The sequence below is a fragment of the Dyadobacter chenwenxiniae genome (genome assembly GCF_022869785.1).
GTDB lineage: Bacteria > Bacteroidota > Bacteroidia > Cytophagales > Spirosomataceae > Dyadobacter > Dyadobacter chenwenxiniae.
This window is the reverse complement of the sequence record NZ_CP094997.1, coordinates 5,662,760-5,689,614: the sequence shown is the minus strand read 5'-3', so window position 1 is coordinate 5,689,614 and position 26,855 is coordinate 5,662,760. Positions and strand designations below refer to the sequence as shown.

Below are 26,855 nucleotides of genomic sequence, written 5' to 3'. Positions count from 1 at the left end.
TTGAAAAGAACCAACTTTGCAAAGTCATTCCCAATACATTATTCATGCTCTATTACTTATTCGATTATCTCGACAAGCACTTCAATATCCCGGGAGCGGGTGTTTTCCAATACATTTCTTTCAGGGCGCTGGGAGCCACGGTTTTATCCCTTTTCATCGCCGCGACTTACGGAAAAACCATCATTAACTTTCTGAGGAAGAAGCAAATGGGCGAGACAATCCGGGATTTGGGATTGGCCGGTCAGATGGAAAAGGCAGGAACGCCGACTATGGGCGGTTTTATTATTCTGGCTTCCTTGCTCATTCCCGTGCTGCTTTTTGCAAAACTGAGTAATGTTTACATTGTCCTGCTCATTATCACAGCGCTTTGGACAGGGATGATCGGTTTTGTGGACGATTATCTAAAAAAATTCAAGAACAACAAAGACGGCCTTCATGGACGATTCAAGATTGTTGGCCAGGTTGGATTGGGTTTGATCGTCGGCCTTACACTTTCTTTCAATGATAATGTAAGGATCCGGATCTACGAGCAGCCGTTGCTAAGCTCCAATTTAGGAGAAATCCAGCGTTACCGCGACATTATTCACCCGACGGTAACGACAATCCCATTCATAAAAAATAACGAATTTGATTACAAAGCATTACTTTTCGGCTGGTTACCAGAAGAATACACCTGGGTTATTTACACTATTATTGCCATTTTCATCATCACGGCCGTCTCCAACGGAGCCAACATTACCGATGGGATCGACGGTCTCGCAGCAGGCGTTTCCGGGATTATTGCGCTTACACTGGGCGTTTTAGCCTATTTGTCAGGAAACACGAAGTTCTCGCAGTATCTGAACATCATGTACATCCCGAATTCTGGTGAGCTCGTGATCTTTTGCGCGGCATTTATAGGGGCCTGCGTCGGGTTTCTCTGGTATAATGCTTATCCCGCCCAGGTTTTCATGGGCGACACAGGAAGCTTAATGCTTGGCGGAGTAATCGCAGTTATTGCGCTGGCAATCCGTAAAGAATGGTTGATCCCGTTTATGTGCGGGATTTTCATAGCTGAAAACATGTCTGTAATTGTCCAGGTCAGCTATTTCAAATACACCAAGCGAAAATACGGCGAAGGCCGAAGAGTCCTCCTAATGTCCCCGCTACACCATCATTACCAAAAAAAGGGCATTCATGAATCGAAGATTGTTACCCGCTTCTGGATTGTAGGGATTATTTTGGCGATTTTGACGCTGGCGACTTTGAAGTTGAGATAAATTACTTGACTTGTCACACTGAGCGGAGTCGAAGTGCTTGCACGATGTACCTGCACTTCGACTCCGCTCAGTGTGACAAGGGAGGTTATGCTTAGGCTGACAGTTTAAATTACCGCCCTACCGCCTCGCTGTAACGTCTCGGATCGTAACCTTTCGCAAACAGCGGATATTGGTCAAAAATCCTTCTGACAACACTTCTATAATGGTTATTGGAGTTTTCGACGCCTTTGAAAATTCCGGATGCATAGCCTCTCCATACAACCTGGTCGCTTTCGGCATCGATCAGGGAGACGATGAGCGTTCCTTTATCTAATGCGTATTTGATGGGTTCATAACGGAAACCGTCGTTTTCCGTATCCACCCAGTTTTTGATGACGGGCTGCATATAACCCTGATAACGCAGGTTATCATAGAAAATACCATAGTTAACGAGTAACGTGGGCTTTTCAGCGGTAAGCTTGTAGCCTCTTACTTGCATTTGACGGCGGATCGCCTCGTAAATTTCTGTGCAGAGATTGTTAGTGTCTCGCTCACATTCCAAAAATGTATAAGAAGAGTAATCCTTAAAATTGGTTTCATAACTGTAATCGTGCTCCACAAACACTTTCCGACCACTGGAGCACCCCGCTACAATAATAACCAGGAGTAAAGCGACATAAGTAAAAATTGACCTTAGCATAAGTATTTAAATTGTCAGGTTGTGAATAATATATATCAAGAATGTATTTTTACAATCCTACAAACCAATAACTTATGCCAGATATCTTTTAAAACTATCCCAAATAATAAGCTATTGATTTACGCATTTCAGAAGCAGAAACCACTATATCAAAATCACATTGCCCTGCTCCTTTAAGCAATGAAAACCGCACTTCGTTACCCTTATTCTTCTTATCCTGACGTGTCAGGGCAATGATTTCTTCAATATCCTCAGATTCGATGTTCACCTTGCCATAGGTGGCAAACAAGAACTCTTCAATATTGGTAAGTGTCTGTTGGTCAATCATCTTTCTTGAAAAAGAAAGATAACTTTCCATAATCATACCTACTGCAATCGCTTCACCGTGATATAGTCTCTGGCTAGCCGGTTTGTTCAGAAAACAAGTTTCTACTGCGTGCCCAAGTGTGTGTCCAAAATTCAATATTTTTCGCAAACCTTTTTCCGTAGGATCTTGATCTACAACCGATTGCTTAATTTTTACCGAATGTGCAATCAGATCCGTCCAGTTTTGCTCTTCAAAATCATTTTGTCTGATCTCATGCCACTTCGCAGCATCCGCAATCAGACAATGCTTAATGATTTCTGCAAAGCCAGACCTGATTTCTCTTTCCGGCAATGTCTTTAAAAAAACGGGGTCGATCAGCACTCTTTCAGGTAAATTAAAAACACCTAAATGATTTTTAAACCCCTGGAAATCAATCCCCAATTTACCTCCAACGCTTGCATCCACCTGCGAAAGCAAAGTCGTCGGCACCTGTATAAAATCTATTCCACGCTTGTAAACCGCGGCACAAAATCCGCCCATATCTCCGATCACCCCACCTCCGACATTGATGACCAAAGCATGTCTGTCCAAACCTTCCTTTGTCATCGCATCCCAAATTTTCTCACAGGTCAACAACGATTTATTCGATTCTCCACTAGGGACGGTGACAACACTATGTCCTGGCAAAACCGCTTTTAAATGAGGATAACAATGCTTCTTGGTCTGATTATCCGTTATTATAAATACTTTGGAATACTCAGACGAACTCAAAAATGTATTCAAACTTTCACTGATCGGGGCAATAATAACAGACTCGTTCATTCTACTATTTAGTGAGACGGCGCTCGTAACACATACGATGAATGCGCCATAATGGATGCGTTGATTGTCAGGTTTTTAAAATAATATTCTGAAAATCTCATTTAAAGATATGAATTATTATGTTTATCAAATAACCAATTATGTTTTGTATCCTAAGAAATTTTTTCCACACCTCACATTTTCGCCGCAATTGCGTTTACTGGTGCCTGGTTTGCATTAAATTTTGTAAAATTGCCTTCCGCTTCACGCGGACTTCATATTTTTTAAGCCCAAAATAACCTTTATTTGAGAATGAGTGCTCCGCTGATTTCAGGAATTCAACAAGTGGGAATTGGTGTCCAAAATGTGCCGGACGCTTGGAAATGGTATCGAAAGATGCTGGGTTTCGATGTTCCTGTTTTCGATGAAAAAGCGGAAGCGCCGCTCATGACGCCTTACACGGGCGGCGAGGTGCATAAAAGACACGCTGTTTTGGCCATTAATCTGGCCGGCGGAGGGGGATTGGAGATCTGGTCATTTACGAGCAGGAGGTCTCAACCTGCAAATTTCAAAGTTGAGATTGGCGACTTAGGCATCAACGCAATCCGTTTCAAAGCGCCAGACGTTAAAAAGGCACATGAATGGTTGAAAAGTCAGTCGAAAGAAGCCGTTGGACCATTGGTTGCATTGCCGGAGGGAGAAGGGTTCTGGGCCAGCGACCCCTATGGAAATACATTTCAGATTACGAGCGATGAGACTTGGTTTCAGCAAACGGGAAAACCAGTTGGTGGCGTAGCAGGTGTCGTTGTAGGGGTTTCGAACATTGATGAATCGCTGGTTTTTTATGAAAATCTCCTTCAACCACTGGAAGTTGTTTACGATCAATCGGGTGTTTTCGAAGACATTCCGGCTTCTATCAAAGGGCAGCGTTTCAGAAGGGTTTTATTGAGAAAAACATTTACGCCGCATGGCGCATTCAGTCGGTTGCTGGGCAATGTTCAAATTGAGCTCGTACAGGCACTTGATCGTACGCCTAAGAAAATCTTTGAGAACCGGTTCTGGGGTGATTGCGGCTTTATCCATTTGTGCTTTGACACCATTGATATGGACACATTGAAATCCAAACTGCAGGCACAAGGATATCCTTTCACGATTGACAGCGAAAGCTCATTCGGCATGGAATCGGCCGCGGGACGTTTTGCCTATTTGGAAGATCCGGACGGAACGCTGATAGAGCTCGTGGAAACGCATAAGCTGCCTATTTTGAAAAAAATTGGCTGGTTCCTGGATATTCAGAAAAGAAAAAATCAAAAGCCGCTGCCCGATTGGATGCTGAAATTGATGGGTTTGAGCCGGGTAAAGGACTGATTCGGTGAGCGTTTAGACTTTCCAAGTTTCCAAAACTTGGAAAGTCTCTTCCTAGTAACGGCTTCCCAATAAAGCCAGGATTGGCAATGCAAAAAACAATGCTAATCCTGCCTGCCAGCCAGCAATTGCGCCTATGATAACGGATAGCAAAACAACAATAGTGGGATACAAATACATTAACATTCCGAAAAGCACAGAATCATAAAAAACCGATCTTGCTGTAAGTTTTGCAGTTTTTCGTTCAAACAAGTTATAAACAGGACGATGAATTGCGCGTCCAAACCAACCGATTGCCTTCTGAATTGCATTGCCCTCAGCGGGAACCGGGCAATCGCCAAACAATGCATCCAATCGCTGAGCCTTCTCTTCCTTTGATAATTCAGCCGGAATTGACCAAACTTCTGCACTCATTTTCCGCTCCAAAATTTCATTGAATTCACGCAGCCATCTCTCGTATTCCAGCGGATCCGTTTTGATATCATTGATCAAAATAGCTTCACCGAAGCGCAGAGAAACTCTTTTTCCCGGTCCACGAAAGTGTTCGTAGTTAACTCCGGTGGGCACGACACCCATGTTTTTCAGTGCATTATCGCCATGCCAGGTATGGTAAGCCATTCTTGCTGTTCCTTTTCCAAGCGGACGCAACCGCCATTCATTCACGCAAACGCCTTCCGAAAATATGATCACCGCGCCGCCGCCCTTCATGGCATCATAACCTTCCTGAACGGTAACATCGTGATTTTTAACATATTGACGGCCTTCTGAACCTCTGAATACCGGAATTAGCTTGATCTGCCGGAGCCAGAATGCTGCGGCTTTTTTCTTAAAAACGTCGCCGCGGGTAAGCGTGAATATGGGCTGCTGCACAATGGAGCCTATAACCACGGCGTCAAAAAACGAACCTGAGTGATTGGAAGCTAGCAGCACCGGACCCTTGTGCAGCTTATCGAAGCCTTTTACACAAAGCTTTTTCAAATAAATCGGCAATGCTAGTCGGACCAGAAAACGGGAGAAGTAGAAGAACAAAGTATATAAGGTAAAATTGCCCTGCAAAATTATTCAAAGTTTCGATATATGCCTCGTGTCGGCTCAGGTGAAGTTGCTAACTTTGACACCAAATTGAGATTCTAAAGAGCATAGCATCAACATTTTGCAATGCTGAAATAAATATATAAATGCGTTTAAAAGATTATCCTGAAATTATCCGAAAAGCCTGGGCGGGGTTTGATAATTCCATTGGAGTAAAATTTGTTGAAGATATAAGTGCCAAAGTATCAACGAATCACGTCTTTCGCGTGACGCTGGATAACGATGATATTGTTGTTGCAAAACTCTCCTATTTTGGCAAATACGAGCATTTCAAAGAGGATCACAGGATCATTCAGGCGCTTGCCAATAATTTGCTTTACCCGTTTGAGAATGTGCTAGCGAGGTCACTTGTAAAAAACAATCAGGTTTATACTTACCGATATCAGGAAGATTTTGTGGACACCTGGGTGGTTTTTTACAACCCGATCAGAGCTATGAACCGGCTTCCGAAAAGGCTCAACGAAGATCATATCAAGAAGCTAGGCAATGAGACGGCGAAATTCCATTTGGCTTGTCTGCGGGCTGGAAAATCCATTCCAAAATCTTCCAAAAACCTGCGCACGGACATTCAGCATTTACTGGAAATTCTTGACACTGATACGGGCCAGTACGAACATCGCGGTTATATCCAGCTTCTGAAAAGGCAATGCGATATTTTCATGAAGAACATCCAGCGACTGAATGTTAGCTCATTTGATAAAATGCCTGTTTTCGTAGACTGGAACATTGGGAATTTCTCGGTTACGGATGATTTGAAGCTGTATTCCAGGTGGGATTACGACTGGTTCCGGGTTTCTTCGCGCATTATGGATTTCTACTTTTTCGCCCGCGTCTGCTCGAATGTAGGCGACAGAACGGTTTTTAGCTATCTCCTGGGGCCGTTAATGGAAGATCGTTTTATGATTTTCCTGAAAGAATACCACCAGGTTTACCCACTGACGGTCAATGAAGTCCGGTTTATGAAAGAAGCTTACCGGTTTTTTATTTTGAATTATGTAATCAAATACGGCAAATATTTTTTCCACAGATCTTACTGCGCCAAACTACAAAAGGAAGCTTATGAACTTTATTTCCCTTCAATTGATGGTTTTGACGAAGACAAAATCCTGAGAGCGCTCGATTTATAGCAACATTTCCGCTCTCATTTTATTCACTCCAAGACACCAGCACGAATGATCCTCGACAATTTTAAGTCTGTAATATCCAAATATGAAGTTATTTTCTTCGACGCTTTCGGCGTTTTAAAAACATATAATGGCCTTATTCCGGGCATTGAGAATACATTTGCCTATTTACGGGAAACTAACAAAGATTTTTATGTGGTTACCAACGACGCCTCCCGCAGCCCGGAACAATTGGCTGAATCCTATGTAAAACTGGGGATCAACGACGTTACGCCCGACCGCATCATTTCATCCGGAATGCTGGCAAGGGAATATCTCGAATTAAAAGTAAGAAAAGGTGTCGTGGCGTATTTGGGCACCGACAATTCTGCACATTACATTGGATCAACTGACTTGCAAACCTTGTCAATCAGAGAATTAGACCTGAACGCAGTAAATGATGTAAATGCGCTGGTCTTCCTGGATGACGAAGGCTTCGACTGGAATACAGATTTGACAAAAACATTGAATTTGCTGCGCAAACGCAACATTCCGGTTATCGTGGCCAATACAGACAAAACCTATCCTGCCTCCAAAAGCCGTTTGTCCATTGCCGTTGGTGCATTGGCAAAAATGATCGAGGACACCATTGGCCGGCAATTCATCCGCTTCGGAAAGCCTGATCCCCAGATGTTTATCTTTGCTTATCAGCACATTAAAAACTACCCGGATGTCAATAAGCAGAACATTCTCATGGTCGGTGACACATTGCACACGGACATTCTGGGCGGAAATAAATTTGGCCTGGATACTGCGCTTGTCCTCACAGGAAATACGCAAGCCGAAGATGCAGAGGTTCGTATAAGGGCCACCGGGATTATCCCCACGTACATTTGCGTTTCAGCAGTTGTTGAATAACAGCACATTAGCTATCTACGAAAATTTACGTAGTATTCATTTACACGCTGCGCTTCCTGAGCTGCTTCTGTATTTTTGCTCTGCAATGCCAGGATCTTGGCGCGGCTTGCATGACATTGTGCCGCAACCGGCGAATCCGGAAAAGAACGTGCTGATCTTGTAAACAAGTCATAAGCCGTATTTAACGACGCAGGATCTTCCCTGGTCATCAGGTGCTCAGCATCTAAGAAGTCCTGTTTCCAGCGTTTGGCAATGGGCGTCATCCGCTCGGCTTCCTGGAATACAATGAAGGGAGGGATAGCAGGAACTTTGGAATTTTTTACTTCAATTTTTGCTATTGGTTTGGTAAAAAAAGCTTCCAATGCTTCCATGTAAGCTTTCGCCTCATGGCGGTTGTGCGATTCTTGTTTCAACTTTTGCTCTTCTCCGGCATTTGTAAAAAACGAAGCCTCAGCCAGAATTGCCGGAATGCCGTAAGTATTTCTCAGAACAGAAGCGCCCGAAGTGGCAAAAACGGTAAAATCCGAAACCAGTGAAACGGGTGAATCTGGTTGATGTAAGTGGATTAGCAATCGCGAGGCTAGCGCTTTTCCCAAATCCACGCTAGCTGCATTTTCCGAAGCGTTCCCATGAAAATAAATGATCGGGAAGTTCACGGATGAGTCTGCGGTTGCATTATGGTGAATGGAAACGAAAACATCAGCCTTGTTATCCACTGCGATTTTAGCCCTTTCGGGCAGTGTAACCACTTTATCTTCCGTTCTCGTCATGATGACTGTTGCGCCTTTTTCCTGCAACATTTTTTGAAGCATAGACCCTACTCTCAGATTGACCCATTCTTCGCGCTCGCCTGTGGGGCCAACGCGGTAACTGTCGGTTAATGCGGTCCCTCCATGACCCGGATCAATGCAGATGGTCTTGCCTTTCAATGATTGAGTGGTTTTCTGCGAAAATCCGGCAGTGGCAAGCGCCATCAGAATTAGCAACAACAGGAAGAACTTTTTCATTAGTAGGATTGATTTTGTCGATAAAATAGGCATTTTTGCTGAAATTAAAATTACACACACATGCTTGCGAAAACTTACGGAAGCGCCGTTTACGGCGTGGATGCGACAATCACAACGATTGAAGTGAATGTGGCCCAGGGAATGGGCTTTTATATGGTCGGGCTGGCCGATAGTTCTGTGAAAGAAAGCCAGCAGCGTGTTGAGGCCTCGCTCAAATATTACGGCTACAAAATGCCCCGGCAAAAACTGGTGGTGAACCTCGCCCCTGCCGACATTCGCAAAGAAGGTTCCGCCTATGACCTGCCTATTGCGCTCTGCGTGCTCCAATCGTCGGAACAGCTGAATTGCCAACTCAATCTTGAAGACTACATTATTCTTGGAGAACTTTCGCTGGATGGTATTTTGCGACCAATTAAAGGTGTTCTGCCCATTGCCATTGAAGCGCGCAAACAAGGTTACAAAGGTTTTGTCCTGCCCGCCGAAAATGCCCACGAAGCCGCGATTGTCAACAACATTGACGTCATTCCAGTGGAAACACTCGTGGATGCGATCGCCTTTTTTGAAGGTAAATCCAATGTTCAGCCTTTAGTTGTGGATACACGTGATTTATTCTTCACATCACAGAATGAGTATGACGCCGATTTCGAGCATGTTCAGGGACAGGAAAATATCAAAAGGGCTTTGGAAATTACGGCCGCAGGCGGGCACAATGCGATTATGATAGGCCCTCCCGGCGCTGGTAAAACAATGTTGGCCAAGCGCATTCCAAGCATTTTGCCGCCGTTAAGTTTGCCGGAAGCATTGGAAACGACGAAAATACATTCTGTTGCCGGGAAGTTAGGCAAAAGGGCTACGCTTGTTTCGCGCCGGCCTTTTCGGTCACCGCATCATTCTATAAGTGACGTTGCGCTGGTGGGTGGTGGCAGCTTTCCGCAGCCTGGTGAAATTTCCCTTTCCCATAATGGTGTGCTGTTTCTCGATGAACTGCCCGAATTCAAACGTTCGGTGCTGGAAGTGATGCGTCAGCCGCTGGAAGAACGGAAAGTGACCATTTCCAGGGCAAAAATGACGGTTGAATTTCCTGCTAACTTTATGCTCATTGCGAGCATGAATCCCTGTCCGTGCGGCTACTACAACCATCCGGAAAAGCAATGTGTTTGCGGAACGGGTGTTGTACAAAAATATCTCAACAAAATCAGCGGTCCGCTCCTGGACCGCATTGACCTGCATGTGGAAGTTACGCCCGTTTCCTTTGACCAAATTGCCTCAACGCGCAAATCGGAAAGCAGTGAACAAATTCGTGCACGTGTGATCAAAGCACGTGAAATGCAGACCGAGCGGTTCAAAAACCACAAAGAAATTTACTCCAACGCCATGATGTCCCCCGAAATGGTTAAGGAGATCTGCATCATCAGCGACCCTGGAAAAGCCCTCCTACGCACCGCCATGGAACGCCTCGGCCTCTCCGCCCGAGCTTATGACCGCATTCTGAAAGTATCCCGAACCATTGCCGACCTCGCGGGAAGCGCTGACATTAAAGTAGAACATCTCGCCGAAGCGATTCAATATCGGAGCCTGGATCGGGAGAATTGGGCTGGGTAACACAACACTATTTAATCTACAAAAACATGAACCAAGATTACAAGCAATTAAGAGAAAATGCGATTGCAAGACTTCTCGATCAGCCAGACGCATACTTAATTATTGAAAAGATTAATGATCTTTTAAGGGACGAACAGATTCTGCTTTCTAACTTCTACATTAATAATCTAAATGGAGAAAAGAGCGAATTCATCAATGGTTCTATCATACCAATTTCGTCGTCCTCCTCGCAAGAAGCAGTCGGCCTGTTTCTTGCGAGGTTACTTGATGAATTCATAATCGACATTTCCACGAGCTTCCTAATTTTTGATGCTATGGTTGCTTTTACAAGAAATTGCTATCGACCCAACATATGCTTTTACCGTAAAGAAAAAACACTTTTTATCGAGTCATTACCGGTTCTTCCGCCCCCAAACTTTGTGGTTGAAATACTTGGTTTTTCGACACAAGTATCACATAGGATACTGAAGTTTCTCGATTATCAAGCTCACAAAATTGAGGAATATTGGATCGTTGACCCTGAAAACCAAACGATCGAACAGTATCACCTTGTAGATGATGAATATAATCTTATACTAAAATCTTCCCAAGGCCATATTGAGAGCTTTGTAATTGAAGGGTTTAAAATTCCTATTGCCGCCATGTTCAACGACGCGGAGAACTTAAAAGCACTTCAAAATTTCTGATAACCTAACTCAAAGTTCCTCTACACTTACCCCGCCCAGTTCCTGGAATAATGTTTGCCAATAATGTGTTACGTGCGGGTTGTTTTCTTTGCTGGATGCAGTTGGTTCGAATGGGGAGACGATTGTTACTTGTGGTGAGCCAATAGCGTATTTCTCTAATTGCTTGGTGTCTTCTTTTGCGTCTTGCTCTGCTTCGGAGTCATTTTTGGGAGGCTTAATGTGGAAATCGCGGCGGTTAGCCCCTTTTACACTTTCTACCATATCGCTGAAATAGTAAACCTTTACTTCTGAGCCACTTTCGCCTGCTTTTGCAATTACGGGCAGACTAGCCCAAATGTCTGTTGATTGATTGGAAGCGCCTGTGTTTTGCTGATTGAGCTTGGCTAGCAATTGTCTCAAATAAATGCCCTTTTCCTTTTGCAATGAAAGCTGAAATGCCGTCTCGATTCCCTCGCGGTCGGTTGCACTTGCCCCTTCTACATTGTCTTTTTCACTTCTGACAGTCAATGACAAAGCGCGCGCCTTTGATGTGTTTTCATGAATAAAATAGACTTCCAGCTTATCGCCCTTATTCTTCATGTTGGTTTCGATAATGTCCGTTAACGTCTGGCGATATTTGTCGTTGACATATTGCTTATCAACGTGCACGCTTTGCGTTTTATCCAAAAAAACCAATGTATAAACCGGCGCATCCGGAGCCGCAGGCTTTTCTTCTTTTTCACCTCCGCAAGAAGCAAGCGAAAGCGTCATAACCGAAAGCAAGATAAGCTTCCACCGAACATTAAAATCCTTCATAAAAGGCATATTTACCTTGAAATCCATAGGGTCAAATTATTTGGCTAAAACTAACTGGTTCACAAATATTACACAACGCGAAACGGACGATCGGTTGCATTATTTTACATAAAAAAAGAAACCCTTCAAAACATGTGCCTTGAAGGGTTTCAAAATTTTATTCCAGTATATGTTATTTGTGCTGATTCTGGATCATTGTAACCAGTTCCTCGGAAATCCCTGTTGACGAATATCCGCCATCGTGATACAGATTTTGCATAGTAACAAAGCGCGTCAGGTCGGAGAACAATGTGATGGCGTAATTCGCACAATCATCGGCTGTTGCGTTCCCTAATGGGCTCATTTTCTCTGCAAAATCATAAAATGCATCGAAACCTTCAATTCCTGAACCTGCTTTTGTCTTGGTAGGCGACTGTGAAATGGTGTTAACACGCACATTCTTGGCTTTTCCGTAACGGTAACCATAGCTGCGCGCAATGCTTTCCAACATCGCTTTTGCCTCAGCCATATCGCTGTAAAAAGAATATGTGCGCTGCGCTGCAATGTAGGATAATGCTACAACCGATCCCCAATCATTGATCGCGTCCAGCTTTTCGCCAACCTGCAAAAATTTATGAAGGGAAATAGCCGAGATATCAATGCCTTTTTGAAACCATTCGTAATTCAGATCGCCGTAAGACTTGCCCTTACGAACATTAACAGACATGCCAATCGAATGCAGGACGAAATCAACTTTTCCGCCCAGGATCTCCATGGATTGTGTATAAAGATTTTCGATATCCTCGACAGAAGTGGCATCGGCGGGAATGATCTGTGCGTCGCATTGTTTGGCCAGATCATTAATAGCGCCCATACGCATGGCAATCGGCGCATTTGTTAATGTAAATGTGGCTCCTTCCTCTTTCGCTTTCAGTGCTACTTTCCAGGCAATGGAATTTTCATCCAATGCGCCTGAAATAATTCCTCTTTTTCCTTTTAATAAACCGTAAGCCATGTTTTCCTTTTATAATTGATTAATTAGGATAGTCCATTTGAGGCGGCAAAGTAAAGCATTTTTGGCTTGTTAAACCAGATCCTCTGCCCGATCCGCTATTTCAAAGCCCTAAAATCAAGGCTGTAAAACGCTATTTTCTACTGGTTTAAGATGCAGCTTTTGCTGAAAAAACGAATCCGTGGCATCATACACACCTTTTAAATCTTTGGATCGCAACTTTGAGGCAATAACGTGGTCGCCACTTTCGGGAAATGCTTTCAAAACTTTCTGATCATCGGGCGTGCCGATCTTTGGAAACATATCCTCAATGGCCTTCACGGAAACCACTTTGTCCTGCTCCTCTTCGTTTTTGTAATAATAACCTACAAAAATGGGCATCTTGATCTTCTCAAAAACTTCCGGCCGGGAAATGGCGTCCATCATTTGCTGCAATGTGATCAGGCCATTGGTATGGTAACCCTGTAACCAGAATTGCGCGCGCTCGGGAATCGTGTCCCTCGACTTGCTGTATTCGCCAATTGCCTTATGCAAAATCTGCTTGCCCCAGGGACGGGTTATGAGTTTCAACGTTGAATTTTTCACTTCAATACAAGGCGAATAAAGTACGACGCCTTTGATTTCAGGATGGGTTGCTGCCAGGTAAGTGGTTAGCAAGCCTCCTGCTGATGTTCCGATTACGATCACACTGTCTCCTAATACTTTACCAATGGCTAATGCGCGTTTCGCGCCTTCCAAAAAGTTTTCAGGCGTCAGATCCTGCAATGCATTCGTATCCGCAATGCCGGCATCGTGCATACGCGCCAGGTAAAGGTTCGCACCGTATTTTTTGGCCAATTCTTTGTGAATCGGATCGCCTTCTGCCCAGCTGGCGCCGAAGCCGTGAATGTAGACGACGCTGTAAGGTGTTTTCTGCTTTTTAAAAGAATCAGCCCAGATAATGCGGGCTTCGTTGTCTGGTTTTAAGTCGGGCGTGGCCTTTTCGGTGCTGGTCACTTCCTTTTCCAATGCTGGCAAATCGGATGTTACTGTGGGTAAATTCGGCGTAAGGTTTGCCTCTGGAACTTTCGGGCCGACCATGTAGACGATGCCCAAAACCGCGATGATTCCAATGATCCAAAGAAGGAATTTTAACATTTTTTATGAGTTAAGAAGGTTTATCATAATTATCTTGCAAACATAATTTAATTATCCTTTCCCATGCCCAATCTTTTACTCGTTGAGGACGATGCCAACCTGGGTTCCTTGCTTCAGGAATATTTGATAGATAAAGGCTTCCCCACCGATTTAGCTACTGATGGGCAAAAGGGCTGGCAATCATTTGTCGATAAAACTTATGACCTCTGCATTTTCGACGTAATGATGCCGAAAAAAGATGGATTTTCACTTGCCAAGGAAGTGCGCATGAGCGGCCGCGATGTGCCGATCATCTTTTTGACAGCCAAATCGATGAAAGAGGACACGATGCAGGGTTTTCGCGTCGGTGCGGACGATTATGTTACCAAGCCTTTTGACCGGGAAGAACTGCTCCTGCGCATTGAAGCTATTCTGCGGCGCTACAAGAAACAGCCTGAAGGTCAGGAAGAAGCGAAAATATATCAGGTTGGTCAATATTCCTTCGATTACAGCCATCAACAGCTTTCTGCGAACGACAAATCAGTGAGATTAACGAGCAAGGAATCAGAACTGCTTAAACTTTTTTGCCAAAACCTAAACCAGCCGATCAGCCGCAGTTTCGCGTTGAAAACCATTTGGGGCGATGATTCCTATTTCAATGCGCGGAGCATGGATGTGTACATTACTAAATTGCGAAAATATTTGCGTGAGGACACTTCTATCCAGATTATGAACCTGCACGGCGAGGGTTTTAAGCTAATGGTTGGATAAAAAGCGAAGAAATTGGAAAAAACGCTTCGCAAAGAAACTCTAACATTTTCCCGATGGTTCTTTCCTTAGTAAAACAGTAAAAAAGCCGACAGCCGACCGCTGATCGCCGCCAGCCAATCCATCATGATCAATTTAGCCCGTCGGCCACGACGCAACAGGAAATCCTCCGGAATCAGAGACCTGGTTCAGGAAACGACGCTTCAGGTTTCCGATTTTATTTATCCAATGTTCGTTCAGGAAGGTTCTAACCTTAAAATTGAGGTTAAGTCGATGCCTGGAATCCACCGTTTTTCTCTGGATAATCTGCTTGAAGAACTGAAAGAAGTCACAGATCTTGGCATTCGCGCCATTGATCTTTTTCCCAATTATCCCGAAAGTAAAAAGGACAGGTTTGCCTCTGAAAGTTATCATGAGCATACATTCTATCTAAAAGCGATAACCGCCATAAAGGAAAAATTCCCTGAATTGGTGATTATGACGGACGTCGCGATGGATCCTTACAGTTTAGACGGTCACGACGGACTCGTGGAGCATGGTAAAATATTGAATGATGCAACGCTGGAAATCCTTGGAAATATGTCGCTGGCGCAAGCAAAAGCAGGTGCCGACATTCTGGGACCCAGCGATATGATGGACGGGCGGGTTGGTTATATTCGAAAACATCTTGATAACCATGGATTTACCGATGTAAGCATCATGTCTTATTCGGCTAAATATGCCAGCGCATTTTACGGCCCTTTCCGCGATGCATTAGAATCCGCTCCGAAATTTGGTGATAAAAAAACCTACCAGATGAATCCGGCCAATAAGCGGGAGGCATTGCTCGAAGCGCAGCTGGATTTCGAAGAAGGCGCTGATATGCTCATGGTTAAGCCTGCATTGTCCTATCTCGACATTATCCGCATGCTGGACGAAAATTTCGACATTCCCATCGCTGCCTACAATGTCTCCGGCGAATACGCCATGATCAAAGCCGCAGCCCAAAACGGCTGGCTTGACGGCGACCGCGCCATGATGGAAGTTCTCACGAGCATCCGCCGGGCAGGAGCAAAATGTATATTGACATACTTTGCGAAGGATGCGGCGGTGATTTTGAATGGTGCTCGGTAAGAGGTTGATTTCAATTTGTTGTGGAAAAAGCTATATTTGTTAGAACAAGAAATACAGCTATGCAACACACCATTCAAATCAATACGTCTCAGCTCGATGCCAAGTTTTTGACATCTATAAAGTCACTTTTTGGTAAAAGGGATATTAAAATTATTGTTGAAGATGTTGATGTAAATAATTCTGATTCAACCGATTTAGAAACTAAGCGATTTCTTGCCCACAGGGAAAATCACCCATCAGTCATTATTTCTGACAAGCGGGATTTCAATTCAGTGGTTGACGACATTAACATCTAGTCAATGTATTATTTTGACTCCGATGTGATCTTTAATTATGTTGTAATTCAAGATCCAGTAAAGCACGAACAGGCAAATCAACTGATTTTTGAGGCGATTGCACAGGATCGGTTTGTTATTTCCACACTAGTCATTCAGGAAGTAGGTTACGGACTGGCAAGGTTTGAGCTCAAAAGCGATGTAATCAAATATGAGCTTGATTATTTGCTTTCTCTCAACATTACCAACATTCAAAAGCAACACCTTTCGAGAGCTTTGCAATTATCCGAGACAATCGGCTTCAAGCACATTAATGATTGTCTTCATGCAGCGGTGGCGGAAAGCCTTAGTTGCGATGTCTTTTACACTTACAATAAATCTGACTTTCGGCGTATCCAAAATCTTACTTCGCTGGATATCATTATTTTATGAATTATTTATTATTCAGCCTTGATATTACCCTTATGAAATTAACATTCCGTCCGCTTTTTTTTGCTGGCTGTTTGCTGTTAACCCAAACAGCCTTCTCCCAAAAGAAAACCAACTCCCTACCCGAGTTTCAAATCAAAAAATCCGAAACGGAAGCGCATATGCGGTTTTTGGCGGCGGATGAGTTGCTGGGTAGGAGGACTGGAGAGCAGGGAAATTTGGTGGCGGCGCGATATATTGCCGAGCAGTTCCGGAAGCTTGGCGTGGTTCCGGTTCCAGGGAATGCCGGGACTAATAATGCAACGTATTTTCAACGTGTGCCTTTTGAGAAAATGGGCTCTAATGGAAGCGGAGAGATTATTGCGGACGCGGAGATCATGAAAAGCGGTGAAGACTGGATCCTGATGAATGGCGAAGCCATGAGTGTCAAGGCACCGATTGTTTATGCGAGTTTTGGTTTGGAAAATGCCGCTAAAAATCAGGACGATTACAAAGGCCTGGATGTAAAAGGCAAGATTGTCCTTGTAGAAAGCGGCACAACGGAAACGCAAACGCCTCGCGAAATCATCAACACATCAAACGAAAAGCGGAAAATTGCGATGGACAAAGGTGCCATTGCAGTCATAGAACTGTTTAATGCCCCCATTCCATGGAATATTGTCGTCAAAAATTTTGCGACAGAAAAACTGGCACTTCTCGAAGGCGATGCGGCCGCGAAGACCATTCCGCATGCTTGGGTTAACGGCAAGGAAGCCAAATATGCGCGTGCATTGCGGGCTGTTAAGGAGGTGGAATTCAAGACGGAAGGCAGAAAATCGCAGATAATCGGCAGCTACAATGTGGCAGGTTACATTCCCGGCAGCGATCCTAAGCTGAAAGAAGAGTATGTCTTGTTAAGTGCTCATTATGACCATATTGGCATTGGCAAGCAGGGCGACCAGCCTTACACGCCTGAGGATAGCATTTTCAATGGTGCGCGTGATAATGCATTTGGCACCGTTGCATTGCTGACGGCCGCAGAGGCATTGTCCAAAAATCCACCAAAGAGATCAGTCCTGATTGTGGCCTTGACGGGCGAGGAAATCGGGTTGCTAGGCAGTAAATATTACGCGGCGCATCCGTTGCTGCCTTTGAACAAATGTATTTTCAACATTAACTCCGATGGTGCAGGTTACAATGACACTACCATCGTTTCTGTAATGGGATTGGACCGAACTGGCGCTCGCGCAGAAATTGAAATGGCTTGCAAAGCATTCGGACTTGGCATTTTCGCAGATCCTTCGCCGGAACAAGGCTTATTTGACAGGTCGGATAATGTAAATTTTGCCAAAGAAGGAATTCCAGCACCGACATTCACGCCCGGTTTCAAAGAATTCAATGGTGACATTATGAAAAATTACCACCAGGTTTCTGACAATCCTGAGACAATCGACTTCAATTATTTACTGAAATTTAGCCAGGCTTACACGTATGCAACGCGCCTGATCGCAGATCGGAAAGTAGCTCCGCAATGGAGTGTGGGGGATAAATATGAAGCGGCCGGGAAGAAGTTGTACGGGAAGTAACCTTGTCCTGCTGAGCGGAGTCGAAGCACGCTACTTGCAAGTGACGTGCTTCGACTCCGCTCAGCAGGACAACGCGAGTGGCGCTCAGCAGGACAAGGCTAGTGGCGCTCAGCTTAACAGGCTAGTGGACAACCTACATTTTATTATAGAAGTTGAAGACGCTTTTCAAATCTAAGTCACTTTTGAGCCCAACCTTATTTTCGTTTAAGTAGGCTTCCACCTCCTTCTCTTTATCCCCCATTACAGCCAAAACAGCCTTTTTACTGGCGTTGAATTTCTCTGGCTTGCCATTTGAGACAATGTAATAATCACTATCCAGGCGCACGATTGTGCTTTTCTGGCCGGTTCCAAAGCCCGGATTGTAGTTGGGTTTTGTGATTTTTGGTTTATAGTGTTTTACTAATGTGAGTTTGCCGGAGCTTAGCACTTCGCATATGCCTTTGAGTCCCGTGCTCGGAATGAGTGACCTGATGCTTATGAAGCGTTGCGGGTTGCCATTGTTTTTTGTCTCAAAACTTTTTAAATAACTGGCCTTGATAACGCGAATGTCGTTCTTGCTGGCCAGCACTTCCAATTCGTCATTTAGTACATTATAGCGAACGGTAATGCCTGCAAGGCTGTCTGATTCCATGCCCCCAAACTGGGCCATAGGTGCATTAAGCTTGACAGATCCCTCGTGCCACAACGAGTCAATGTAAAAGTCGCCGATTACATTGGACGACTCAGTAAGCGACGACCAGAAAACGCCGGATCTATCTGTATTAAGGCCTTTTCCGGTTGCTATGCCAACCTTTGTCCCGTCGCTGAATTGCGCGTGAACAGCGCCAGCAGACAAGGCCAGTGCTGCTAAGATGCTAAAAACGTCTTTTATCCGATTCAACATTATCTCGCTCCCGGAGGGCAGTTCTTTTTAAGATAGTCTGTGAATAAGCTCCTCAAATGCTGTGAAGTTCCTTCGCCTTCCGAAATTCCGTGAGAGCGGTTGGGGTAAGGCATAAACTGGAATACTTTGTCATATTTAATTAGCTCGTTTACAAGCATTTCGGCGTTTTGATAATGTACATTATCGTCACCAGTTCCGTGAATGTAAAGCAAATTTCCTCTTAAATTCTTGGCATGCGTAATCGGCGAGCCTTTCACAAAATCCTCCCGGTTCTCCTGCGGAACACCCATATACCGCTCCTGGTAAATGTTGTCGTAAGTAAGCTGATTGGCCACGGCAGCCACCGCAATGCCGGTTTTGAAGTGGTGCGGATATTGGAACAACAAATTTAATGTAGACGAACCGCCGCCGCTCCATCCATGCACGGCAACGCGGCTGGTGTCAATGAATGCATATTGCTTGAACATCGCCGTCGCTGCGCCGTCGATATCCTTAATGTTTATGGTGCCAATGTTTTTATAAATCGCTTTACGCCAGGCGGCTCCTTTTGGAGACGGCGTTCCACGGTTATCGACAGAAGCGTAAATGTAACCGTCATCGGCCATGCTTCCTGCATACAAGCGGTTGCGGCCGGTTCCATATGAGTCTTTTACGGTGCTTCCTGCCGGCTCTCCATAAACCATAAATACGATTGGATATTTTTTAGCCGGATCGAAATTCGTTGGCTTCACCATCCAGGCATCAATTTCGACTCCTTCATCCGTTTTGACTTTGAAAAACTCAATGTTTAATTTCGCAGCATCGATCTTGTCGGCAGATTGTGCAATCGAATTTGTCGGGTCAATAGAAACGTGTTTTGGCAAAGATATCCACTCCTGCATCGGGGCGGTTTTGGCGTTGGAGAACTGATGTCTTGCAAATTTTCCACCCGGAGAAATTTCATAACTGTGCGTTCCTGATTGGTTAGCAGGCGTTATGCGCTCTGCTTTTCCTTTTCCGTCCAGTGAAATTTTATAAAGATATGTCTGCGTGGCATTATCCGGAGATGCGGTGAAATAGTAAGCATTATTTTTTTCATCAATGCGCACCGGATTGATCATATCAAAATTTCCGATGGTTATCAATGTTTCCTTCTTCCCGTCGCGGCTCACGCGATACGTGTGACGCCAGCCGTCTTTTTCGCTTACCCAAAGAAATTCCTTGCCATTATTGATCCAGTCCCAGCCCATCGGGTCGTTTTCCCAGCGGCTTTTAATGTCTATCCAGGCTGCGTCTTTTTCTGTGTAAAAAGGTTTTGCACTGCCATCGGTTGTGTTGATGTATAAAAGCGTGCTTTCATTTTGCTTGCGGTTCAATTGCTGGATAACCAGCTCATCAGGCATACCTGACCATTCCATTCTGGGAACATAAGTATTTTGCGGATCGCCCGGAATGTTCATCCATTTTGTCTGCGCGCTGGCAATGTTCACAACCCCGATTTTATAGGGAGAGGGCGTTTCACCTACCTTGGGGTATTCCACCGGAACATTGAATGAATAAATAGAGTCCGTTGTGTTGATCATCAGAAAGTTACGGATCTTGCGCGCGTCCAGCTGCCAGTAAGCAATGGATTTGCTGTCTCCGCTCCACCGAAACCCGTCGCGGCAATCGAATTCCTCTTCATATGCCCAGTCGAATGTCCCGTTAATAACGCGGTCGGTTCCATCGGTGGTAAGCTGCTTTATCTCACCACTTTGAATGTCCTCTGCATATACATTATGCTTGCTGACGTAAGCTGCTTTTTTTCCATCGGGAGAGAATTTGGCAAACATTAATGACGAGGCCGGCAATCCTTTCCCGAGTTGCTTCAGTGTTTTACCGGCAATATCGAAAACCCAATAATCACCGCGCGTCTGATAGCGCCACACACGCTTGGAATTGGTGTATATCAACACTTTATCGCCAGCCTGGCTGATCGTGTAACTTCTGATGTCCATTGGAGACCCGTCGGCTTTTTTAAGCAAATCCTGTGGAACGATCACCTTTTCCTGCCGGGAGGGCAATGCAGTTTCCACTATGCCTTGCTCGGTTACATCCCGGTAACCTGCACCGTCCGGGAGCCACTGAAATGTATCGGGGATTTGTGAAAAAAGTTGAAAGGAAAGAAATGTCAGTATTAAAGTGATGACAAAGTGCTTCATAAGAGCTTTAAAATATCAGATAGTAAGACAACTAAGTTAGGCATTTTTGAAATAATGATGAACAAAAATACCATTAGCCTGCTTCATCTGCGTCCTCCGCCTTGCTGTCTTTTTGCTTTGCACGTTTCTGTTTTTTCAACGCTTCGCTCAGCAGATATTCAATCTGGCCGTTCAAACTGCGGAAATCCTGCTGTGCCCAAGCTTCGAGTTCTTTGAGCATATCAGGATTTACGCGTAACACAAATGCTTTTTTTTCTGCCATATTAAGGATACAAAGTGCCCGCGTTCAGGATCGGGGTTGCCGCCTTTTCACCGCAAAGTACGACAAGCAAATTGCTTACCATAGCCGCCTTCCGCTCTTCATCCAGCTGAACAATTCCCTTTTCAGAAAGCATTGCCAATGCCATATCCACCATTCCCACTGCTCCGTTCACGATTTGGCGGCGCGCCGCCACCACTGCCGAGGCTTGCTGGCGCTGTAACATGGCTCCGGCAATTTCGGGTGCATAAGCGAGGTGACTAATGCGCGATTCCAGCACGTCGATGCCTGCGCGGCTCAAGCGTTCGGTAAGTTCGGCTTCCAGCATTTCATTGATCTTGCCGCTTCCGTCCCTTAATGTGACTTCCTGAATTTGCAGGTCTTCATCTTCCATGGTGTCGTACGCATACACGCCGGCCAGATGCCTTACTGCTGCTTCGGACTGGATCTCGACATATTTTACATAATCATCCACTTCAAATGATGCCTTCGCCGTGTCGCCCACGCGCCAGACTACAACCGCGGCGATTTCGATGGGGTTACCAAGCTTATCATTAACCTTCAATTTCTGACCATTGAGGTTTCTGGCACGCAGACTTATTTTTTTGCGACGAAACAACGGGTTGACCCAACGCAAACCGCTCTGCTTCATCGTACCCATATAATCACCAAAGAAAGTAGTCACAACAGCTTCATTGGGATTAATGACTGTCAGGCCTATCAGAATGACAAAGCCGATTCCAAAAACAAGAACGCCGCCAAGCAGGCTGCCAGCTGCCGCGACGAAACCAACACCACTAAACATTAAAAGCAGGCCGAGGCCAAAGAGCGCGAAGCCTGAGGATGATCGTAATTCTTTCTCATTCATGGTCATATTTATGATAGTAAAGTGATATCACAATATTATCAAACCAAGATCACATTTCACTGTTTTTTGGTATAAAAAAAATTCCAAAGCCTTTGACCGGCTTTGGAATAGGATAAGTGGTTGAATGCTCTCTTAATTCATTTGAAAATTGATAGGCAGGTTATATTTTACCCGAACCACTTTTCCACGCAGCATACCAGGCTCCCACATTCCACTCATTTTCTTAACTACGCGCAATGCTTCCTTATCAAGCCCAAAACCAACGCCACTTTCTACCTTATAGTCACACATGCTGCCATCCTCACACACGACAAATGAAAGGTAAACCCTTCCGGTAACGCCACGCCTGGATGCTTCCAATGGATATTGAATGTTCTCGCCCAAAAATCTGTAGAACTTATTAGGGCCACCCTTGAACTGAGGTTGGATGACAGCTTGCTCGTAAGTCCTTTTTTCTCCTCCATCGTAAGAAATGCCATGGGTAAGTACGCCAAGCTCGTAAGTTTCTTCGTAATGCAATGTGCTATCTGTCCATTTGCCACGCCATTTGCCATTTTTTTTCCCGGCAATTACAGGCCCTTCTTCCGAGAGTAACTTTCCCTCGTAAGTCCTGGTTAATGATTTCCAATAGCCATCCCCTTCTGAAACGAGCTGTGTCCCATCTTTGCTCCAAGCATTCACAAATATCTTTTCTCTGTACTCATTAGGCTTCTGAACCGGCGTTTCTATTACGGTCCTCATCTGCCCGTTGTCAAACCAAGACAAATGCAGGTCTGCACTGTCGGCCGGCACCTGTAAATCTCTTACCATTCCGTTGAGATCGTATTTTTTGATGAGAGAGGCTTTGTTATTAGGGCCATATTCTGTGTAGGAGAGCAATTTTCCATTCATCTGGAATATTGCTTCCGACGAATGACTTGCCTCATTATCATCCCTGGCATACACTAGATAAGCTTTTACAGAATCGGCTCCACTTTCAAGAATATCCATGTGATGCCAAATCTCTTTCTTCTTAAAAGGCACCCGGCCGACTTCCTTCCATTTCGATCCTTTTAATTGTTCATAAATCACATCCTGATTGATATAACCCTGCTCATTAACGGGCATAATGCTTCTGAATTCGTATCTCTTAGGATCTTTCTCAGGCATATACTGGCTATCAAAATAGTTAACCAGAGCAAATCGCGCGCTATCAAAATTGGCAAGAGCGGGCGTTTTGAAAGCAATAGGATACACTATCGATTGCCGTACTTTTTCGCCCTTCCACTCCGCTGGCTTCCAGGCTTTGTACAGGCTGAGAATACGGATGGCCTCTTTATTGATCAGAGAATCCAGGCCACGGGTAACTTCAAGCTGTGACATGCTCCCGTCCGGCTCCACGACTCCTTTTACATAAACCCGGCCATTAATCCCTTTTATAGAACTCAAAAACGGGATCTGAACATTGGAAGCAATAAACTGTCCAATATGCGTGTGGCCGCCAGCCGGTTCAGCGGCTTTCTCAACTTCGTGTGGCAAATGTATTTTTTGACCAAAAACGGTTGCGCTGCAAATGTAAAACAGAAAGAAAAGTCGCCTCATGAAGTATAAAATTGTTCAAACAAATATAAAAAAAGTATTCTTTTGATTTCCATAAGTAACCGCAAATAACGCTTAACTACTTCTACAAGCGCATTTCAAGTATTTTAACTCATATTCTTAACCATCTGATAACCTGCCAGTAACATCCAGGTAATGTTAAATGAGAATATTTGTAATATGGGAGAAACAACTCACTTTCGAACAATCATCATTTCTGACTTACACCTCGGGGCAGGTGGTTCGAAGGCAGAAGAAGTTACAAATTTTTTGAAAAGCTATTCCTGCAAAAAGCTTATCCTGAACGGCGACATTATCGACGCCTGGCAGTTGAAAAAATACGGGGTCTGGAAACGGAAGCATACGATGTTTTTCAAACGGGTTTTGAAAATGATCGAGGAAAACAAAACCAAAGTGATCTACATCCGCGGCAATCACGATGATTTTCTGGATCAAATCATTCCCCTAAGGCTTGGAAAGCACTTTCAGATTCGAAAAGACTACATTCTCACCTCAGGTTCTCAACGATATTACATTACACACGGCGACGTTTTTGACTCCATCACAACCCATTTGAAATGGCTCGCTTACCTCGGTGATATGGGTTACACTTTCCTTTTGTGGGTTAATAAGCTGTACAACAAATATCGGGCATGGCGCGGATTGTCGTATTATTCGCTTTCACAGCGCATTAAGCAGTCTGTGAAAATGGCTGTTAATTACATGACCGACTTCGAAGAAAAGCTTACCGAGCTGGCCCGTTCCAGAAATTGCGATGGCGTGATCTGCGGGCATATTCACCACCCAGCCATCCGGGAAATAGACGGCATCATGTACATGAATTCCGGCGATTGGGTGGAAACATTGAGCGCGTTGGTTGAAGATTTCGAAGGAAACTGGAGTTTGCTTTATTACGACCAGCACACGGTTCAGGAGAAAGGGTTTTCGAAAAAAGCGGCTCCTAAGGCGATCATTGAAGACTTTCCCGGCAGCATTCAAAAGCAGGTTGCATTTTCAAGCTTGCTCCCCGGGAAAAACCAGCAATTCCTATGAAAATCCTCTTTCTTGTTCAGGGAGAAGGGCGCGGGCACCTAACCCAGGCCATTTCTATGAGCCAGATTTTACGGAATGCGGGCCATGAAATAGCGGCAGCAATGGTGGGTGTTTCGCCAGGACGAGTTATTCCGGTTTTTTTTGAAGAACAAATATCAGCACCGGTTTTTCATTTTTCTGCACCCAACATTGTTTACAATAGCAAGGTCGCGGGAATCAATCTGAAAGCTACAGTATATAATTTATTCAAAAACCACGCTGAATATTTAGCTGGATTGCGTCTGATAAATAAGACCATTGAAGACATTCAGCCGGATTTGATCATTAGTTTTTACGAAACATTCAGCGGCATATATAATGTGCTGTATCGTTCCAAAATTCCGATGGTTTGCATTGCGCATCAATATCTTCTGCTCCACCCATGGTTCATTTTCCCTAAGAACAGTAAGATAAACCAGCTGATTATCAACTTAAACTCCAAATTTACTTCTTGGCATTCTGCGAAGCGCCTGGCATTGTCGTTCCGGGAAATCGAGTCCCGAAATGATCTCAAAATAACCGTCGTTCCACCATTGCTGCGACGTGAGGTTGTCAATATGAAGGCTGTTAGCGAGGATTTCTTTCTGGTTTACATGACGCACCACAGCCTCAGCAAGCAAATCATCGAATGGCATCTCGCTCATCCGGAGGTTCGGCTGCATTGTTTCTGGGATAAAACGGAGGTTTCCGACGAGTTTGTTTTTGATGAAACACTAACTTTTCATCGCATCCACAGTGAAAAATACATGCAGATGCTTGCCAGCTGCACTGCACTTGTTACTACGGCAGGTTTTGAATCGGTTTGTGAGGCCATGTATCTGGGTAAACCCGTTATGATGGTGCCTGTTCCCAATCATTTTGAGCAAGAATGCAATGCCATGGACGGCGTAATCTCCGGTGCGGGGGTTACTTCAAAAACTTTCGATCTGTCGATAATCCTTGACTATTTGCCAAAACATATTGACCAATCTCAAAAATTCCGCTCCTGGTATCACCGTGGAGAAGCGATGTTTCTTAAAGAAATTGAGGCTTTTGGCGAACAAAATAAGGTTATTGCTTCTTGAAGATCATGCGATATGCACCGTTCTGAAAACCCAGAATCAGCTGATTGCCATTCCGCTTATAACTTCCTGTGGCTCCCGACACGAGCCAGGCTTTGCCGCTCCATCCCGGTTCACCCACTTTTGTTCCACCGAATGTTTCTATTGTCAATTCGCATGCTGATGAGATTGTGTAAGCTCCCTCAATTTCATTGGCAACTGTGTGCCCGGTGATTTTGCCTTCTTTGCCTGAATCCGTAAATGTGAAAACAACCCCTCTGCCTTCGGTATCAGGATCATTGTCCATTATTCCACTGATGTTGTTCTGGTAACCAGCCAGCCGCCATGTGCCGCTGAGGGAGGCCACGTCGCTGCAGGGCAGCATTGCGCAGCAGACCCGTTGTTCGCCGTCTGCATTCGAATCGGAACATTGAAATGCCGTTAATCCTAACAGCATCAGGAACGAAATAAATGAAATGGTATGCTTCATGGCCTTAAAAGCTGATTCCTAATCTTAATGCAAGCCGGTTATAAACCCTATCTTCCCAACGTTCCACCTGATTCCATAGCGGGACTTTCGTAATGTGCGCTTCCTGTCTTTTATAACTCATTGTGAAAGTAACTGCCGTACCGCCCGGTTTGCCCATTCGAAGACCTACCCCAGGATTTATCATGAGCCCGCCGGTTGTTCCGAAACCATCAGAATCATCATGAAACCATGCAAAAGCGTAGCCCGCATCTGCCGTGGCAAACAGTCTTACATCCCCCCTTTTAGTAAGATCAAATCGTATTCCTGCTGCGACAGGGTTTAGTAACGCTGTTTTATACCAGTCCACGCCAACAGTGATACCAGCCGCCAGACGATTACTTAACATGACTCCATTAAAGGTTTGCAAAGTCAGATTAAGCCTGTTATCCACCTGATTCTGACCCTGATTGCCGGGAAATCCATATTTTACCCTACCAAACAAACCGCCAAATTCAGTATGGTTTGTGTATTTCAGCGGAACGTGATTTTGCGCCTGCAAGCTGCTTGCGAGGAACAAGCAGTTTGCAATTATCATAAATGCTACATTTTTCATCG

The 26,855-nt window shown here is 44.6% G+C and carries 27 protein-coding genes; 13 read left to right on the top strand and 14 right to left on the bottom strand.

Translation table 11 applies throughout. The features are described from left to right. Positions 1-44: 44 nt before the first annotated feature. Positions 45-1,259 carry a phospho-N-acetylmuramoyl-pentapeptide-transferase gene (gene mraY / locus MUK70_RS24375; protein ID WP_234605908.1) on the top strand — a complete coding sequence of 405 codons (1,215 nt, stop codon included), beginning with the start codon at positions 45-47 and terminating at the stop codon, positions 1,257-1,259. 109 nt (positions 1,260-1,368) lie between these two features. Here mraY and MUK70_RS24370 read toward each other — a convergent pair whose 3' ends face one another. Next, complete coding sequence (locus MUK70_RS24370) at positions 1,369-1,944, bottom strand: DUF4136 domain-containing protein (protein WP_234606076.1); 576 nt, start codon at positions 1,942-1,944, stop codon at positions 1,369-1,371. Positions 1,945-2,032: 88 nt separating this feature from the next. Further along, entirely contained in the window at positions 2,033-3,067 is a 1,035-nt protein-coding gene (gene aroB / locus MUK70_RS24365; RefSeq protein WP_234658409.1) for a 3-dehydroquinate synthase, read from the bottom strand. A 291-nt stretch (positions 3,068-3,358) separates the two neighbouring features. Here aroB and MUK70_RS24360 point away from each other — a divergent pair, with 291 nt between their 5' ends. Beyond that, positions 3,359-4,414, top strand: coding sequence for a VOC family protein (locus MUK70_RS24360; protein ID WP_234605910.1), 1,056 nt, complete (start codon positions 3,359-3,361; stop codon positions 4,412-4,414). Between the two features lie 51 nt (positions 4,415-4,465). Here the strand turns inward: MUK70_RS24360 and MUK70_RS24355 are convergent, their stop codons facing one another. After that, positions 4,466-5,440: a 1-acyl-sn-glycerol-3-phosphate acyltransferase gene (locus MUK70_RS24355; protein WP_234658410.1), complete on the bottom strand. Its 975-nt coding sequence runs from the start codon at positions 5,438-5,440 to the stop codon at positions 4,466-4,468. 149 nt (positions 5,441-5,589) lie between these two features. Between MUK70_RS24355 and MUK70_RS24350 the strand changes: the two genes are divergently transcribed. Beyond that, complete coding sequence (locus MUK70_RS24350) at positions 5,590-6,630, top strand: aminoglycoside phosphotransferase/kinase family protein (protein ID WP_234605912.1); 1,041 nt, start codon at positions 5,590-5,592, stop codon at positions 6,628-6,630. A gap of 45 nt (positions 6,631-6,675) precedes the next feature. Further along, positions 6,676-7,524, top strand: a complete 849-nt coding sequence (locus tag MUK70_RS24345; RefSeq protein WP_234605913.1) for a TIGR01459 family HAD-type hydrolase — start codon at positions 6,676-6,678, stop codon at positions 7,522-7,524. An 11-nt stretch (positions 7,525-7,535) separates the two neighbouring features. On the opposite strand, the gene MUK70_RS24340 is transcribed toward MUK70_RS24345, so the two are convergent. Beyond that, a complete protein-coding gene (locus MUK70_RS24340; RefSeq protein WP_234658411.1) occupies positions 7,536-8,531 on the bottom strand; it encodes an N-acetylmuramoyl-L-alanine amidase family protein in 996 nt (331 codons plus the stop codon). A gap of 60 nt (positions 8,532-8,591) precedes the next feature. On the opposite strand from MUK70_RS24340, the gene MUK70_RS24335 reads away from it, so the two are divergent. Next, entirely contained in the window at positions 8,592-10,133 is a 1,542-nt protein-coding gene (locus MUK70_RS24335) for a YifB family Mg chelatase-like AAA ATPase (RefSeq protein ID WP_234658412.1), read from the top strand. A 26-nt stretch (positions 10,134-10,159) separates the two neighbouring features. Beyond that, positions 10,160-10,819 carry a Uma2 family endonuclease gene (locus MUK70_RS24330; RefSeq protein WP_234658413.1) on the top strand — a complete coding sequence of 220 codons (660 nt, stop codon included), beginning with the start codon at positions 10,160-10,162 and terminating at the stop codon, positions 10,817-10,819. 9 nt (positions 10,820-10,828) lie between these two features. On the opposite strand, the gene MUK70_RS24325 is transcribed toward MUK70_RS24330, so the two are convergent. The 3 genes from MUK70_RS24325 to MUK70_RS24315 all read right to left on the bottom strand — a co-directional run bounded on the left by MUK70_RS24325 (position 10,829) and on the right by MUK70_RS24315 (position 13,742). Beyond that, a complete protein-coding gene (locus tag MUK70_RS24325; protein ID WP_234658508.1) occupies positions 10,829-11,569 on the bottom strand; it encodes a hypothetical protein in 741 nt (246 codons plus the stop codon). Positions 11,570-11,786: 217 nt separating this feature from the next. Next, positions 11,787-12,608, bottom strand: a complete 822-nt coding sequence (locus MUK70_RS24320) for an enoyl-ACP reductase FabI (RefSeq protein WP_234605919.1) — start codon at positions 12,606-12,608, stop codon at positions 11,787-11,789. A 114-nt stretch (positions 12,609-12,722) separates the two neighbouring features. Further along, positions 12,723-13,742 (bottom strand): alpha/beta hydrolase, encoded by a 1,020-nt coding sequence (locus MUK70_RS24315; RefSeq protein WP_234658415.1) that lies wholly within the window; start codon positions 13,740-13,742, stop codon positions 12,723-12,725. 63 nt (positions 13,743-13,805) lie between these two features. Between MUK70_RS24315 and MUK70_RS24310 the strand changes: the two genes are divergently transcribed. The 5 genes from MUK70_RS24310 to MUK70_RS24290 all read left to right on the top strand — a co-directional run bounded on the left by MUK70_RS24310 (position 13,806) and on the right by MUK70_RS24290 (position 17,871). Continuing rightward, positions 13,806-14,492 carry a response regulator transcription factor gene (locus tag MUK70_RS24310; protein WP_234605921.1) on the top strand — a complete coding sequence of 229 codons (687 nt, stop codon included), beginning with the start codon at positions 13,806-13,808 and terminating at the stop codon, positions 14,490-14,492. A gap of 123 nt (positions 14,493-14,615) precedes the next feature. Beyond that, positions 14,616-15,602, top strand: coding sequence for a porphobilinogen synthase (hemB, locus tag MUK70_RS24305; RefSeq protein ID WP_234658416.1), 987 nt, complete (start codon positions 14,616-14,618; stop codon positions 15,600-15,602). 20 nt (positions 15,603-15,622) lie between these two features. Then, positions 15,623-15,898 (top strand): hypothetical protein, encoded by a 276-nt coding sequence (locus MUK70_RS24300; protein ID WP_234658417.1) that lies wholly within the window; start codon positions 15,623-15,625, stop codon positions 15,896-15,898. Between the two features lie 3 nt (positions 15,899-15,901). Further along, positions 15,902-16,309 carry a type II toxin-antitoxin system VapC family toxin gene (locus MUK70_RS24295; protein WP_234658418.1) on the top strand — a complete coding sequence of 136 codons (408 nt, stop codon included), beginning with the start codon at positions 15,902-15,904 and terminating at the stop codon, positions 16,307-16,309. 32 nt (positions 16,310-16,341) lie between these two features. After that, on the top strand, positions 16,342-17,871 hold the full coding sequence (locus MUK70_RS24290; protein ID WP_234658419.1) for a M28 family peptidase: 1,530 nt from the start codon (positions 16,342-16,344) through the stop codon (positions 17,869-17,871). A gap of 133 nt (positions 17,872-18,004) precedes the next feature. On the opposite strand, the gene MUK70_RS24285 is transcribed toward MUK70_RS24290, so the two are convergent. The 5 genes from MUK70_RS24285 to MUK70_RS24265 all read right to left on the bottom strand — a co-directional run bounded on the left by MUK70_RS24285 (position 18,005) and on the right by MUK70_RS24265 (position 23,642). Further along, the gene (locus MUK70_RS24285) at positions 18,005-18,754 is read right to left on the bottom strand and encodes a hypothetical protein (RefSeq protein ID WP_234658420.1); all 750 of its coding nucleotides are present in this window, start codon (positions 18,752-18,754) and stop codon (positions 18,005-18,007) included. Next, the gene (locus MUK70_RS24280) at positions 18,754-20,934 is read right to left on the bottom strand and encodes a S9 family peptidase (RefSeq protein WP_234658421.1); all 2,181 of its coding nucleotides are present in this window, start codon (positions 20,932-20,934) and stop codon (positions 18,754-18,756) included. Before MUK70_RS24280 ends, MUK70_RS24285 begins: the two co-directional genes overlap by 1 nt. A gap of 73 nt (positions 20,935-21,007) precedes the next feature. Then, positions 21,008-21,196, bottom strand: coding sequence for a type II toxin-antitoxin system antitoxin (locus MUK70_RS24275; protein WP_234658422.1), 189 nt, complete (start codon positions 21,194-21,196; stop codon positions 21,008-21,010). Between the two features lies 1 nt (position 21,197). After that, a complete protein-coding gene (locus MUK70_RS24270) occupies positions 21,198-22,061 on the bottom strand; it encodes an SPFH domain-containing protein (RefSeq protein ID WP_234605928.1) in 864 nt (287 codons plus the stop codon). A 132-nt stretch (positions 22,062-22,193) separates the two neighbouring features. After that, on the bottom strand, positions 22,194-23,642 hold the full coding sequence (locus MUK70_RS24265) for an energy transducer TonB (RefSeq protein ID WP_234658423.1): 1,449 nt from the start codon (positions 23,640-23,642) through the stop codon (positions 22,194-22,196). Between the two features lie 177 nt (positions 23,643-23,819). Here MUK70_RS24265 and MUK70_RS24260 point away from each other — a divergent pair, with 177 nt between their 5' ends. Both MUK70_RS24260 and MUK70_RS24255 read left to right on the top strand, forming a co-directional pair. Then, positions 23,820-24,692, top strand: a complete 873-nt coding sequence (locus MUK70_RS24260) for a UDP-2,3-diacylglucosamine diphosphatase (RefSeq protein WP_234658424.1) — start codon at positions 23,820-23,822, stop codon at positions 24,690-24,692. Then, on the top strand, positions 24,689-25,795 hold the full coding sequence (locus tag MUK70_RS24255) for a glycosyltransferase family protein (RefSeq protein ID WP_234658426.1): 1,107 nt from the start codon (positions 24,689-24,691) through the stop codon (positions 25,793-25,795). Before MUK70_RS24260 ends, MUK70_RS24255 begins: the two co-directional genes overlap by 4 nt. On the opposite strand, the gene MUK70_RS24250 is transcribed toward MUK70_RS24255, so the two are convergent. Further along, positions 25,782-26,261 (bottom strand): META domain-containing protein, encoded by a 480-nt coding sequence (locus MUK70_RS24250; RefSeq protein WP_234658428.1) that lies wholly within the window; start codon positions 26,259-26,261, stop codon positions 25,782-25,784. The two genes, MUK70_RS24255 and MUK70_RS24250, sit on opposite strands and share 14 nt — an antisense overlap. Positions 26,262-26,265: 4 nt before the next feature. After that, positions 26,266-26,835 (bottom strand): hypothetical protein, encoded by a 570-nt coding sequence (locus MUK70_RS24245; RefSeq protein ID WP_234658429.1) that lies wholly within the window; start codon positions 26,833-26,835, stop codon positions 26,266-26,268. Positions 26,836-26,855: the final 20 nt, after the last annotated feature.